Genomic DNA, 12,709 nt, shown 5'->3' with positions numbered 1-12,709 from the left:
GTGGCATTCAGGTTTCCGGTCACGGTTCCGGCACCCCTTCGCTTGGTTCAGGTAACGAAGCTTCTGATAGTCAGCCTGTTGGACTAGTTCAGTGGTCGTGTGCCCTCGGGAAGCCGGCCGCCGGCGAGAAGACTGGCCGCTGTGTCAGCCAAGGCAGTCAGTGCTACCCGCTGCGTCCATGGACCGTACGAGATGCGGGCCACACCCAGTTCCTGCAGTTTCGCCGGCGGCAGGGACCCGGGCACGTTGATGACCGAGACCTTGTTCCAGCCAATGCCTTCCACGAGGGCCATGACCGTGGGTTCAACCAACAGGCCGGGGACAAAAACAGTGGTGGCGCCGACGTCCAGGAAGGCCTTGCCACGCGCGATGGCATCGGCAAGAACGTCCTGAGGATCCCGGTCCTTGCCCTTGAGGAAGGCATCAGTCCGTGCGTTGAGAACGAAGTCGATTCCCTCTGCCGCGCCGGCGTGCACGACGGCTGCCATCTGGTTCACAGCATCCTCAAGCGGGCGCATCTGGTCCTCGATATTGGCACCTACTATTCCGACTCCGATGGCCTTGCGGGTTGTCTCGCCGGGGTTGCCGTAGCCGGACTCAAGGTCGGCGCTGACCGGCAGGTGGGTGGCAGCCGCGATACGGCCCACAAAGTTGATCATCTCGTCGACGGGAATGTTCTCGCCGTCTTCGTAGCCCAGGGTAGCGGCGATCGAATGGCTTGCCGTCGCCAGGGCCGTGGTTTCAGGAATGTCCGTGATGACTTTGGCCGTGATCGCATCCCAAACGTTGACCACCTGGAGAATTTCTGGGGCCTGGTGAAGGCTGAGGAGTTTGGAGGCTTTTGCGCTGCTGTTTTCGGTCATGGGGGAAGCCTAACTGACGGCCGTGGACAGTCCTTATTGCCGGGGGCGGGGCGGTGGAGGCGGTTTGAAGTAATGGTTTTGCTGGGGTGTTTGGGTGGGATCGATGTGGGGTGGGGGAATGAATGCGGGCGTTCCAGAGGCAGCGGTGGTGATGGCCCATTGTTCTTTGTGGATGAGGTGATGGTGGTGGCTGCAGAGCAGGGTGCCGTTGCTGGTGGTGGTGGGTCCGCCGCGGGACCAGTAGGTGATGTGGTGGGCTTCGCACCAGGGGGCGGGGATGGTGCAGTTGGGAAAGGTGCAACCTTGGTCGCGGGCTGTAAGGGCGTTGCGTTGGGCGGGGGTAAAAAGGCGGGTTTTTCGGCCGAGGTCGAGGATTTCGCCAGTGGTGCCTAGGAGGGCGGGGATGATGTCGGCGTCACAGGCCATTTTGCGGAGGGTGGCTGCCGGGATGGGGCCGGTGAAGGCGAAGGTCCCGCTCCCTCTTTTCGCGCTGCGGTCCTTGGCTGTGGAGGGATCCGGGTTGGCGGGGAAGAGGTCCTGGTAGCGGATGGTGGCGATGACTTGGGGTCGGCTGCCGCCGGTGCCGGGCAGGGCATTGGTGGCGAGGGCGGTTTTGGCGGCGGCGACGAGGCCGTCGAGTTGCTTCTGGGCGCGTGTGCGCCGGTCCAGGTCGGGCAATGGGGTGTGCCCACGCGCGCCGTGTTCTGTGGGGTTGTCCGCCGCCAGGGGCCGGGTTCTGTCTGGACGGCCTGAGCTGTCCTGGCTGTCCGGACTCGCTGCAGTCCTGGCGGTGGCACGGGGATTGGTAGCGGAGTTCATGACCGTGAGGAGGTGTTCGTATTGGTCGGTGGTGGCGAAGATTTCGACGTGGTGGAGGCCATGGCGGGGCTTGCGGATAAAGGCGCCCTGGGTGTGGCGGAGGGCTTCTTCGGTGGGTTCGGTGCCATCGGCGTCGATGATATCGGTCCAGCGTTGGGCCAGGCGGGTGAGGAAGTCGGGGTCGGTGGCGCAGGCGGCTTTGGGGAGATTGTCTTCAATCGCGTCCAGGATCTGCGTGGTGGCGTGGTGTTGGAGCCGGTCGAGGGTGGCGGTGATGATGGTCGCGGCGTGTGAGGACACGGCCGGCCCGTGACCTGGTTCTGGAACGCCGGTGTCGGTGTTCGTGGTGGGGGTGATGGCGGCGGCGAGGTGGGGCCGGGGTGGTGGAAGTGGTTCTCCGGTGAGGTTGGTGGCTGGGAGGACCTGGTGGGCGAGGATGAGGCGGCGGCGGGCTTCGCGGATGGGAATCCGCAGGCGCAGGCGGAGAAATTCTGCAGTGTTTCGGCACCCGTCATCTGCTGGGGACGTGACGGCCCGGTGGGTGATGGCCTGCGTGCGAGTCCGGTGCACCGCACCGGCACCCAAAAGCTGCAGATATTCCACGCCCCGGGCGAGGTCCTCTGCGCGGGCGGCAAACTCGGCGGCTTCCAGGTAGGAGGAAGACGCCAGTACGTCCGGGGCGCCCAAGGCGGCGGCTGCGATCTGGACCGCCAGGCCAGCCATGAGGTCTTGGCCGGAAGACGCGGCGCCGCGGTGCTGTGAAGCCTTCCGGGGGACGGTGTGGAGGCGGGGAAGCCGCGGAAGGCCGCCGTCGGCATCGTGCGCTGTGCCGCCGTGCGCCCTCAGATCTTCCCCAATGGCCTCCATAACCCCACTCTGCCAGCCACCACTGACACCCGAGAGACCCCAAACGCCCTATGTGGAAAACCTGGGCAGCGAACCCCAGCTGGGCGCCGCGCTGGAACCAGGCTCCCGTTACGGGTGGCGGACGCCGTTCCCTGCTACAACGTCCGTGTACCCTTCACGGAACGTCGGAAACGTGAAGGCGAAGCCCGTGCTGCGGAGCAATTCATTGCGGCAGCGCTTGTTACCACCGCGGGCAGGCCCGGCATCGCCAACGGGAGGCGAGGGCCGGCCCAGTTCAGCCGCCACGAAGCGCAGCACGGTGCCCAGATCCGCTGGTTCATTATCCACACCGATATATGCGGGAGCAGGCACATCTGCCATCGTGGCAAGGTGCACTATCGCAGCCGCCGCGTCATCACGGTGGATCCGGTTGGTATAGCGCACGTCCTCAGGGATGACGGCGGAACCGGATTTCACCTGGTCAATCAGGCGCGTCCGGCCCGGCCCGTAGATGCCGCCCAGCCTGAGCGCCGTGGCAGTGGTTCCCGTTCCTGCAAGCCTGGCGTGCAGGAGGTCTTCGGCTTCCAGGAGCAGCCGCCCAGAGAAGCCCGCTGGATTCGGCTCAGTGGCCTCATCCACCCAGCCGCCACCGGCGTCCCCGTACACCGCAGTGGAGGATACGAAGATGATCCGCTCCGGCTCCACCTGGTCGCGTTCCAGGGCGTCCAGGACGTTTGCCGCGCCGCGTACATACGCGGCGCGGTACGCCTCCTCCGTGGGGGCGTCGGCGGCCACGACGATGACGACGGCGGTGGTGTCCGCCGGGACGGCCGGCAGGTTCGTGGATCCCAGGTCCGCCGCAACACCTTCGATGGCCGCCGGAAGTTTCGCGGGGGAGCGGCGCCAGCCCACCACCCGGTGGCCGAGGGCAGCAAACCGCAGCCCTGCCTCGGTGCCCAGGTCTCCGCACCCTGCCAGAAGGACCGTCATGGCTTACGGTGCCTCAACCGGGAAAAAGACCCGAGGATCCTGCAGCAGGGCAGGGTAGGCGAACGCTGACCGGTCGATGATTTCGGTGACTTCGAAATTCCTTCCAAAGCGGCCGTCCGTAAGGGTGATCGGGCGGCCTACCACCTGTCCAAGGGCGAACCTTGCTCCGTTCTCGAACGGAACGGCAACCGGCGTCTTCCCCGGCAGGGTCCGGAAGGCCTCTTCCTGCGCCTGGCGCTTACGGGTGGGCTTCTTCAGCTGCGGCCTGGGCGGAGCCTTCTTGGGAGCCCGGGATGGCCGGCGGGAGCCGTCCTCCACGTACACGGGGGAGTAGCCGTCCCCGGCGGACGCTGTGGCCGCGGCCGCGGCATTCCGGTTCACGGGCGGAAGCGCCACGGTGGTGAGGGACTGGGGGTCGACGTCGGCATGCGGCTCCCGAAGGATCCACAGGATGTCCCCCTCGGGCTCCTGTGGCAGGAACTCGTGCCGCGGCTCCGGCCAGACGTAGTCCATGTCCGGAACAGCGTCCGGGAACACGGGGGTGTAGAACTTGGGTTCCTTGTGCACCAGCTTGGACCGGTGGCTCAGGTGGAAGTTGGGTTCCCCGAGCCACGGAGGCATGACAATTTTGGCGGCGTAGTCGGGGTGGGCGGCCTGCGGCGCGAACTCGGCAATGTTTGCCCGGGTGTTGTCCGGGTGGCCACGCTCCATCCACTCGTCCGCCATGGCCAGGCCATACATCGTCAGGGCGGGAACATGGCCCATCCACATCCGGATGGCCGGGTGCGTCTGCCAGCCATACTCCGGAATCACCAGTGCGCGGAGGGTCTGCAGGGCTTCGACCCGCTGCTTGCCCAGCCGTGCGGTGTCCAGGGCTTTGGCGCTTTGGCGGAAGTCAGGGTACGGGAGGAAGGTTTGCATCCATTCAGTTTGACGGTCCCCGGCGGAAGTGCCAATTGCTGTGCCGGCGGCCACACGCAGCGGACCAAACTGTCCAAATAATGGACGCATGCATACGCGCTCCAGGTTGACCCACTAGGATCACCGCAACCACCCCCGCATTTCGGAAGCTCTCTCATGACATCTACACCTGACAAAGCCGTCGACCACGCCCGCACTGCACTGCCCCGCTACGGGCAGATGCTGGGCCCGGAAGCCCAGGGCATCCTGGTTCTGGATGAGTTCACCATCGATCCCGCCGCCGCGCGCAAGGATCAGCACCGGTTCCGCGACGGCATGGCCGCCGTTGCCCGCACGGTCCGCCGCATCGCCGCCCTCAGGGTAGTCATTGCGCTTGTGGCCATCGGAAACCTGCCGCTGTTCCTGCTCTCCAGCGGGTGGTGGATTTACGGCGTCTCACTGACCCTCGTGGTTGCGGTGCATGCCGCCGTGACCCTCCTCAACCGGCACGAGCCGCGCCTCAAGCAACGTTCGGCACTGGAACTGCACATGCACCGTGAGCGGAGCGCCAACTACCGCCAGCTGCGTGACGCCGTGAAGTACATGATCGATACCCCCAGCCGGATGAACGAACAGCTGTACCTCGAGCTGCTGGCTGTGAAGCGGGTTGCCCTCAACCTTGCCCATGGCACGGTGGCCCTGCTGGACACCAGTGACGAGTCGGCCTGGAAGGTGCGGATCATCCGCGAGCTCCCCGCCAGCTGACAGGCCGGCTCCTTAGCCGCCTGGGGCGCCAGGGGCTGGCTGGTTAGAAAGTACGACGCCGGCACATCCCTTGTGGGGGTGTGCCGGCGTCGTTCTTTGGTCGACGGAATTTGTCTATCGCCGACCTGTCTGTGGCGCCCGTCAAAGGCGCTGCGGCCGAAGCCGCTGGTGCAATGTCCCGTGTTAGGCCGGGAGCTGGATGACCTGTCCCGCGAACACGAGGTTCGGATCTGAAATGGTGTCCAGGTTGGCGTCGGCAAGGTGCTGCCAGCCGCCCTGGATGCCGAGCTTCTGGGCCACAATGCTCAGGGTGTCCCCGGCCTGCAGGGTGTACGTCTCGCCGCTGAGCGGAACCGAGGTGGCATGCGGCGCCGGTGCCTGCTGGACGGGCGCGCTGTGGACCTGGGTGCTCTGAAGCTGCGTTGCCTGGACGGGCGCACTCTGGACGGGTGCGCTCTGGACCGGTGCTCCGCCGCCACCGCTCAGTCCGAGCTGGGACGAGCAGGACGGCCAGGCGCCCCAACCCTGGGAAGCCTGAACGCGCTCGGCTACGGCGATCTGCTGTTCACGGCTGGCGTTCTCGGGAGCGCCGGTTCCGCCGTAGGCTGACCAGGTGCTGGAGGTGAACTGCAGGCCGCCGGAGAAGCCGTTGCCTGTGTTGGTGGACCAGTTTCCGCCACTCTCGCACTGGGCCAGTGCGTCCCAGGTGGACGTCGGGGTTGCTGCGTTGGCCGCTGTAGCCGAGAGGGCCAAACCTGCCGCTGAGACGGCGGCCAGGGTGATTCCGCGGCGTGCGGCAGTACGGAATTTGGTGTTTTGCATGATGGTGATGCTCCTGAAGGCCACCTGCGCTGGTTCCGTCCCCGGAGATCGTCGCGCCACTGCCCGCCCCTGACAAATAGAGGTCACTGTCGGTGGCTGCCGCTGGGCAGTTCTGGTGGAGGCAGCACCGGGCAATCGAAAGGCCCGCCGAACGGGCATGTATTTCACGCTAAAACATCAACTGGCCGTTATCAAATCGAGATTCCCGCGGATTCCCGGGCGCGAGCCTGGTACCCACAGCGCCGCGGCAGCCGCCAGGAGCGCGGGCAGGCGCGAAACCGGGAGGGGCACTATCCTGACCGGATGGATAACTTTCCCGGCGGCAGCGCCATGCCCGAAACCGAAACGGACTTAGCGGAACCTGCAGTCCCATTCCAGCCCCTCCCGGTGGCCGAACTGCACCTGCATATTGAAGGCACGCTGCAGCCAGAGCTCATTTTCAAGCTAGCCGAACGCAACGGCATTGCACTGCCGTATTCCAGCCTTGATGAACTCCGCGAGAAGTATGAGTTCACGGACCTGCAGTCCTTCCTGGACCTGTACTACGCCAACATGGCGGTACTGCGCACCGAACAGGACTTCGCAGACATGACCCGTGCTTACCTGGAGCGGGCGGCGGCGGCCGGGGTCCGGCACGCGGAAATCATGATGGACCCGCAGGCGCACCTTTCCCGCGGCATCCCCCTGGAGGCATGCGTGAAGGGCGTGGCTTCGGTGCTGGCAACATCGGAAGAGGAATTCGGGATCTCCACCATCCTGATCGCGGCCTTCCTGCGGGATCTGCCGGAGGACTCTGCGCTGGAAGTCCTGGGCCGGCTGCTGGCCATGAACGCACCAATCGGCGCCATCGGCCTGGACTCGGCCGAGGTGGGAAACCCGCCGTCCAAGTTCGAACGGCTCTACGCAAAGGCGCGCGAAGCAGGCCTGCGCTTGACGGCGCACGCGGGCGAGGAGGGCCCGGCGTCGTACATCATCGAGGCCCTGGACATCCTGGGCGTGGAGCGGATCGACCACGGAATCCGGTGCATGGACGACCCCGACCTGGTGGAGCGCCTGGTGGATGCCCGCATTCCCCTGACCGTCTGCCCGCTGTCCAACGTCAGGCTCCGCGCGGTAGACACCCTCGCCGACCATCCCTTGCCAGCCATGCTGGCAGCCGGCCTCAACGTCTCGGTGAATTCGGACGATCCTGCGTATTTCGGCGGCTACGTCGATGACAACTTCGCCCAGCTCACCGCGGTGTTCGACCTCTCCGAATTCGACAGGGCGCGCCTGGCCGCGAACTCCATCCATTCGTCCTTCGCATCGGAGGAACGGAAGGCGGAACTGGTGGCGGAATTGAACGGCCGGGAAGTCGCCGACTGACCGCGACAGTGTCGGGGGCAACACCCGGGCTATCCGCCCGGTAAACTGGGTGCCGCAGGCGTGTCTGGGGAGTGCAGTGCAGCACCCATGTCAGCGCTTCAGGGTTATGCAGACGGCCCTTACCCGAGACCTCCGCCTCACTTGCGGCACCAACCGCTTCACAGTCGGTCACGACACGCAGAGTTAACCAATTAAAGTCGCGCGATTTAATGGGCAGTTGGCAAGATGCCTAAGACCGATCGCTTTTATATAAGGGGAATCATGGCCAAGTCCACCGCAGAAAACACTTACCTTCGACTCAAGACCGTCCTGGATGTCCTGACCGAAGGCGTGTGGTCCGGCGATGCACTGAACGCAGGCCAGGTCCTGGCAGAGGCAACCGCCCGCGTGCCGTTCAACGACCATGAGTCCGAGCTCCTCAGCGGCGGGATCCCGCGCGGCCACAAGACCCTCACCTCGGCCACCGCCAAGCTGGTCAAGGCCGGCTGGCTGATCAAGGGCCGTTCGGGCTGGACCATCACCGAGGATGGCATGCGTGCCACCGTCGCCTTCCCGGATGCGGATTCCTTCGCGGCCGCGCTCGACGCCGGCACTCCCGTCCCTGCCGACACCCCGGTTCCCACGGCTCCCGCAGGGTTTGTCCGTCCCGTCTCCGCTGCTGCGGCCACACTTGAGGTCCCGGCCAAGTCGGCGGCGCCTAAGAAGACCGCCCGGAAGGCCCCTGCCAAGAAGGCTGCTTCCGTTGTCGGCAAGGCAGCCAAGGCGATCGAAGACGCCGTGGAACCCGTAGTGGCGGCTGTCCTCAAGAAAGCCCCCGCCAAGGACGCGCCCGCCGCCGCAGAGCCGCTGGAGGGCCCCGACGAAGAAACGCTGCCGCAGCCTGAGGCCGTGGCACTGGCCGGTGACTTCAACACCCTCCTGGGTGCACCGGAGAACTGGGCGCCCCAGTACGACGAGGCACAGATGGAGTTCGACTTCCTGGACCAGCTGTGGAAGAAGAGCGCCGAGCTTCCCGCCGGCTACTACACGTTCAAGATTGCCCTGAACCGCTCCTGGACTGAGAATTATGGCGCTTTCGGCACGTTCGATGGCCCCAACCACGAACTGCACCACGACGGTGGCACCGTGACCATCCGCTACAACCACGCCACCCGCGACATCACCATCAACTAAGCGCACACGGCCGCCCTTAGGGCCGCAGCAACCCCGCCCTCATCTGGACGACGGCTGCTGCGGCCCGGCGGCCGCGGGCACTGTCCGGAGGAGGAGCACCATGGGCAGGCACGCAGGCCCGGCGCACGAACCGGCGCAGGACGGTTCGGCGCCGGACGTTGTCCGGCTGGACGCCCGGGTGTTTGGGGTGGTCCAGGGTGTGGGATTCCGCTACTGGACCGCGGGCACTGCGGAGGAGCTTGGACTGTCCGGAGAGGTAAGCAACCTCGCCGACGGCTCCGTTTCCGTGGCCGCCGAAGGCCCCGAACCGCAGGTCCGGAAACTGTTGGACTGGCTCGGATCGGACCGGACCCCTGGCCGGGTGGAGCGGGTCGAATCAGGTTTTTCGGCTGCGCGCGGGACCTTCCGCGGGTTCCGGGCCCACTGAAGGCCCCTGTCGTATCCCTAGGGCTGCTCCCGGGGGCTTAGCCCGATGAACGCCCCGAGCTCCTCCAGCGCCGCGGGCTTGTGCGGCATGTAGTTGGTGAGCTCGGGGGAGCGGATGATCACCGCCCGCCATTGTCCGCGGGACACGGCCACATTGATACGGTTCCGGTTCAGCAGGAACTCAGCTCCGCGCGGAGCCTCGGCCACTGCCGAACAGGCCATGGAGATCAGTACCACCGGGGCTTCCTGACCCTGGAATTTGTCCACGGTACCCACCCGGACATCAGGCAGCCCGGCCTCTGACAAATGCTTTCGGACCACATGGACCTGGGCGTTGTAGGCAGCAACCACCAGCAGGTCCTGCTGCCCGAGGGGACGGGATGCGTGCTCCGGGCCGCCGGTCCACTTCAGGCCAAGATGGCGGCGGGCCTGGCGAACCACTTCCGCTGCCTCCTCCTCGGATGCTGTGGTGCGCCCCGAATGGTTGACAAAGACCGTCTCCACGCCCGGGTCCAGCTGCTCCAGTTCGCGGAGGGAGGCGGCAGGGGCTGAGTGCAGCTTTCCTTCGTAGCTGAGGGTGGAGACCGCCCGGCACAGCTCCGGATGCATGCGCCACGAGTCTGCCAGGAAATATCCCAGGCTGGTGGGCAGGGTTGCATGGCCGGCGGCCAGCCAACCGAGTGCGGATTCGTCAACGGGCTCGGGGTGCGTGCCCTGCGTAACCTGCGGGAGTTGTTGGGGATCGCCCAGCAGGAGCAGGCGCTTGGCCGCCAGGGACACAGCCAAGGTGTTGGCCAGCGAAAACTGGCCGGCCTCGTCAATGACCAGGAGATCCAGCGACCCCGCCGGGACTTCCTTGCCCGTCATGGTCCACGCGGTGCCGCCCACCAGGCATCCGCCCGGCGATGCCAGCAGCCTGGCAACATCGCCCTCCGACGTCAGGTTCCATGGAACCGGATGCGGTGCGGCGAGTTTCTTGGCCACCAGCCGAGAGTCCACGTGGCCGACGTCAATGGCCCGGGACAGCAGGTTTTCCACCACGTTGTGCGACTGGCCCACCACTCCGATCTTCCATCCCCGGGCCACGAGCCTGCCGATTACATGGGCACCAACGAAAGTCTTGCCCGTTCCGGGCGGCCCCTGGACGGCCAGATAGGAGTGGTCCAGGTCCTGCAGTGACGCGGCTATGGCGCCCGTGTAGTCGGCGGCGCCGTCATCACCGTGCAGCACTTCCACCGGTCCGTCCAGCGAGCGGAACCGCGGTGGCAGCTTCCGCAGGATATCCAGGCCCGGTTGGGCAGGGAGGGATGGCACGGCGGAGCCCACCGTCTGGGCTATCGCCGCGACGGCGGCTTCAATGCTGGCAGTGGCCAGCGGCTGGTCCTCGGTCAGGGCAACCGGGAAATGCGGGTACGCCTGGACTTTCGCGGTCTCCTTTTCGGCAATGGTGATGACGTGCTCAGGGCTGTCCTGCACTGCTTCCAGTTCACTGATCCTGGTTCCGAACGTGAAGGCCCTGGCCTCTGGTGCGGACTGGGGATCGGCCATGCCGTCCGGTCCGGGCGCGTCATACAGCCGGCACCAGGTGGACCCGGGCCGGAAATCCGAGCCCTCCGTCATGGTGCCGCGCAGCCTCAGGAAACGAGTGCGCATCCGCTCCCGGGGCTTGGCCAAGGCCCAATCGGACACGACATCCGCCGAGGACACGACGAACACGTTCCGTTGGTCGGACCAGCTCTCCAGGGGGGCCTCTGCCCGGTCGAAGTGCTGCCACCAGAACTGCTTCCGCTCGCGGCGGTGGTATCCGGTGGCGGCCGCAACCATGGCGATGGCACGTTCGTCGTCGGTCCAGGGACGGTTGTCCGGCAGGCTGGCCAGGTACTCCCGCAGCTGCGCCTCTTCCGGGGTGTCGTCCGGCCGCCGCGTGGCGTCGTCGCCTTTCCCGCTGGCGGGTGCCACCGCAGTGGGCGACCCGTCCATGGCCGCCCCAGCGGTTTCGCCTTCCGCCGCCCGGGGCGCGGTTTCCAGCAGCCAGTCCCGGAGCCGAAGGGTGGAGAGGCAGTCGTACCGGTTGTAGTCCGAGATGGACGCCAGGATGTGGTTGGCGTCCTCTGCGTTTCCGCCATCACGGGCGGCGCAGTAGGCGGCATAGGCAACCACCGACGCGCCGGCGTCCTTTACCTCCCCGGACCGCAGATTGTCTCCCATGTAGAGCGGTTCAAGCTTCTTGATGGAATACGAGGCCTCCGAGATACGGATGGAGTGCCGGACCGTGGCGTACAGGTCCACCAGCAGCCCCTGCCGCAGCCAGTCGTCCACAATGTCCTCGCCGGCCTGGTGGGTGAGGGACAGATTCCGCAGCGCCGTTTTCTCGTACGCCGCGTAATGGTAGACATGCATGTCCGGGTTTGCGGCGCGGCGTTTCTCCACGTACTCCAGGAACTCGAGGAAGGCACGGCGTTCCCCGGACCGGGAGTGTGCCCAGAACGGCCGGAACATCGGCTCGCCGTCGGCGCCTGCCACCGGAGCCTCGACGACGCCAAAGAGGTATTCAATGCCCCACGCGCCTGTGGCTGGATCCTGCCACAGCGGATCACCTTCGAAATCGAAGAAAATGTCACCGGCACTGGGGGCAGGAAGCGATCCGATCGTATGGTCCGGGAGCACGCTGAACGACACGGTGTGCGGCTGCCCATCCTTGGTGAATGTCCGGGAGCCGGCTGTTTGATCCAGGCCCAGTTGCATCCGCGCCTGGGCACGCAGCCGGACCACAGAGTTCCTGGCCTTCCCGGCTGGCATCGCCGCCAGCTGGTCGATGGTGGTGACGCCGTCCGCGTGCAGATTACGCCGCTGGACCACGGACATGCCCGCCACCATCAGGAGATCCCGGTGGAGCTGCACCTGCTCCGCGCAGTAGTCGCAGCGCCCGCAATGCACGACGCCGGGCTGTTGCCACTGAACTGCGCCGCCACTTTCCCGGTGGCTGGCTGTGAGGTGGCGGAAGCGCCGGCGTCGTTCCCGGAAGACGGGCAGGAGGTCCGGCAGGGAATGGCTGCTCCGGAGCCAGTCATCACCCAGCCGCGTGCCAAGTACCAGGGTGACCACCGGGGCTGGCTCCAGGCCCATCCCCAGGAGTTGGTCGCCGTAGGCGGCAAGCTGCAGCAGCGCCCCCACCTTTGCATGGCGGGCGAGCTTGGTGTCCCACACCTCGTAGCGGCCAGGGCTCCCGGTCCCGGCGGCCTCGTTGACCAGGAAATCGGCGTAGCCCAAGAACTCGCCGTCGAAGAACGTGGCCTGGAAAACCACATCTGCGCCGGAGCGGAGGGCGAGTTCGGTTTCGGCATGCTTGGCCTGCAGGTCACCGCGCAGGTTTTGGCCGCGTTCCAGTGAGTAGACCCCCGCGCCGCGGCCCGCATCCCATTCGCCGTACTTGGCCACCAGGCCCGCGAGCACGGTCTGTTCGTGCTGGTCGCCCAATTCACCGGCGCGTTTCTGCATCTCGTCCGGGGGAAACTCCGCCTTGGCGGTGCGGCCCAGCTTTTCATCCAGGATACGGAGCGTGCGGTACTCGCATTCGCTGGCGGCCACCAGGTCGCTGGCCGAGAAAACCAGATCCCGGGGCGTGCCGGCTCCGGCGTGCACACCGGCAGCATCGAGCAGAAACACGGGGCCTCCCCAACTGTTCGTGGACCGGAGGAGTGTTCCCCTGGCCTTGAATCAAACGTAGCAAGAGGGGCTGA

10 protein-coding genes are annotated in these 12,709 nt (G+C 66.1%); 4 read left to right on the top strand and 6 right to left on the bottom strand.

The window, feature by feature from the left end; genetic code table 11:
- Nucleotides 1–83: 83 nt before the first annotated feature.
- The 4 genes from HNO81_RS08035 to HNO81_RS08020 all read right to left on the bottom strand — a co-directional run bounded on the left by HNO81_RS08035 (nt 84) and on the right by HNO81_RS08020 (nt 4,439).
- Nucleotides 84–863, bottom strand: a complete 780-nt coding sequence (locus HNO81_RS08035) for an isocitrate lyase/phosphoenolpyruvate mutase family protein (RefSeq protein ID WP_175317602.1) — start codon at nt 861–863, stop codon at nt 84–86.
- Nucleotides 864–896: 33 nt separating this feature from the next.
- Nucleotides 897–2,549 (bottom strand): HNH endonuclease signature motif containing protein, encoded by a 1,653-nt coding sequence (locus tag HNO81_RS08030; protein ID WP_175317601.1) that lies wholly within the window; start codon nt 2,547–2,549, stop codon nt 897–899.
- Between the two features lie 108 nt (nt 2,550–2,657).
- The gene (locus HNO81_RS08025) at nt 2,658–3,518 is read right to left on the bottom strand and encodes an NAD-dependent epimerase/dehydratase family protein (protein ID WP_175317600.1); all 861 of its coding nucleotides are present in this window, start codon (nt 3,516–3,518) and stop codon (nt 2,658–2,660) included.
- A gap of 3 nt (nt 3,519–3,521) precedes the next feature.
- Nucleotides 3,522–4,439: an MSMEG_6728 family protein gene (locus HNO81_RS08020; protein WP_175317599.1), complete on the bottom strand. Its 918-nt coding sequence runs from the start codon at nt 4,437–4,439 to the stop codon at nt 3,522–3,524.
- Nucleotides 4,440–4,595: 156 nt separating this feature from the next.
- Between HNO81_RS08020 and HNO81_RS08015 the strand changes: the two genes are divergently transcribed.
- On the top strand, nt 4,596–5,183 hold the full coding sequence (locus HNO81_RS08015) for a hypothetical protein (RefSeq protein WP_175317598.1): 588 nt from the start codon (nt 4,596–4,598) through the stop codon (nt 5,181–5,183).
- Nucleotides 5,184–5,366: 183 nt separating this feature from the next.
- Here the strand turns inward: HNO81_RS08015 and HNO81_RS08010 are convergent, their stop codons facing one another.
- Nucleotides 5,367–6,005, bottom strand: coding sequence for a transglycosylase family protein (locus tag HNO81_RS08010; RefSeq protein WP_175317597.1), 639 nt, complete (start codon nt 6,003–6,005; stop codon nt 5,367–5,369).
- A 303-nt stretch (nt 6,006–6,308) separates the two neighbouring features.
- Here HNO81_RS08010 and HNO81_RS08005 point away from each other — a divergent pair, with 303 nt between their 5' ends.
- From HNO81_RS08005 to HNO81_RS07995, 3 genes are all read left to right on the top strand, one after another.
- Nucleotides 6,309–7,370 carry an adenosine deaminase gene (locus HNO81_RS08005; RefSeq protein ID WP_175317596.1) on the top strand — a complete coding sequence of 354 codons (1,062 nt, stop codon included), beginning with the start codon at nt 6,309–6,311 and terminating at the stop codon, nt 7,368–7,370.
- Nucleotides 7,371–7,631: 261 nt separating this feature from the next.
- Nucleotides 7,632–8,543 carry a glycosidase gene (locus tag HNO81_RS08000; RefSeq protein WP_175317595.1) on the top strand — a complete coding sequence of 304 codons (912 nt, stop codon included), beginning with the start codon at nt 7,632–7,634 and terminating at the stop codon, nt 8,541–8,543.
- A 100-nt stretch (nt 8,544–8,643) separates the two neighbouring features.
- A complete protein-coding gene (locus tag HNO81_RS07995; RefSeq protein ID WP_175317594.1) occupies nt 8,644–8,970 on the top strand; it encodes an acylphosphatase in 327 nt (108 codons plus the stop codon).
- A gap of 17 nt (nt 8,971–8,987) precedes the next feature.
- Here HNO81_RS07995 and HNO81_RS07990 read toward each other — a convergent pair whose 3' ends face one another.
- On the bottom strand, nt 8,988–12,635 hold the full coding sequence (locus HNO81_RS07990; protein ID WP_175317593.1) for a TM0106 family RecB-like putative nuclease: 3,648 nt from the start codon (nt 12,633–12,635) through the stop codon (nt 8,988–8,990).
- Nucleotides 12,636–12,709 lie beyond the last annotated feature (74 nt).

Source organism: Pseudarthrobacter sp. C4D7 (genome assembly GCF_013359725.1).
Taxonomy (GTDB): Bacteria; Actinomycetota; Actinomycetes; order Actinomycetales; family Micrococcaceae; genus Arthrobacter.
The sequence above is the reverse complement of the archived record's forward strand: the minus strand, read 5'-3'. Positions and strand labels throughout refer to the sequence as shown.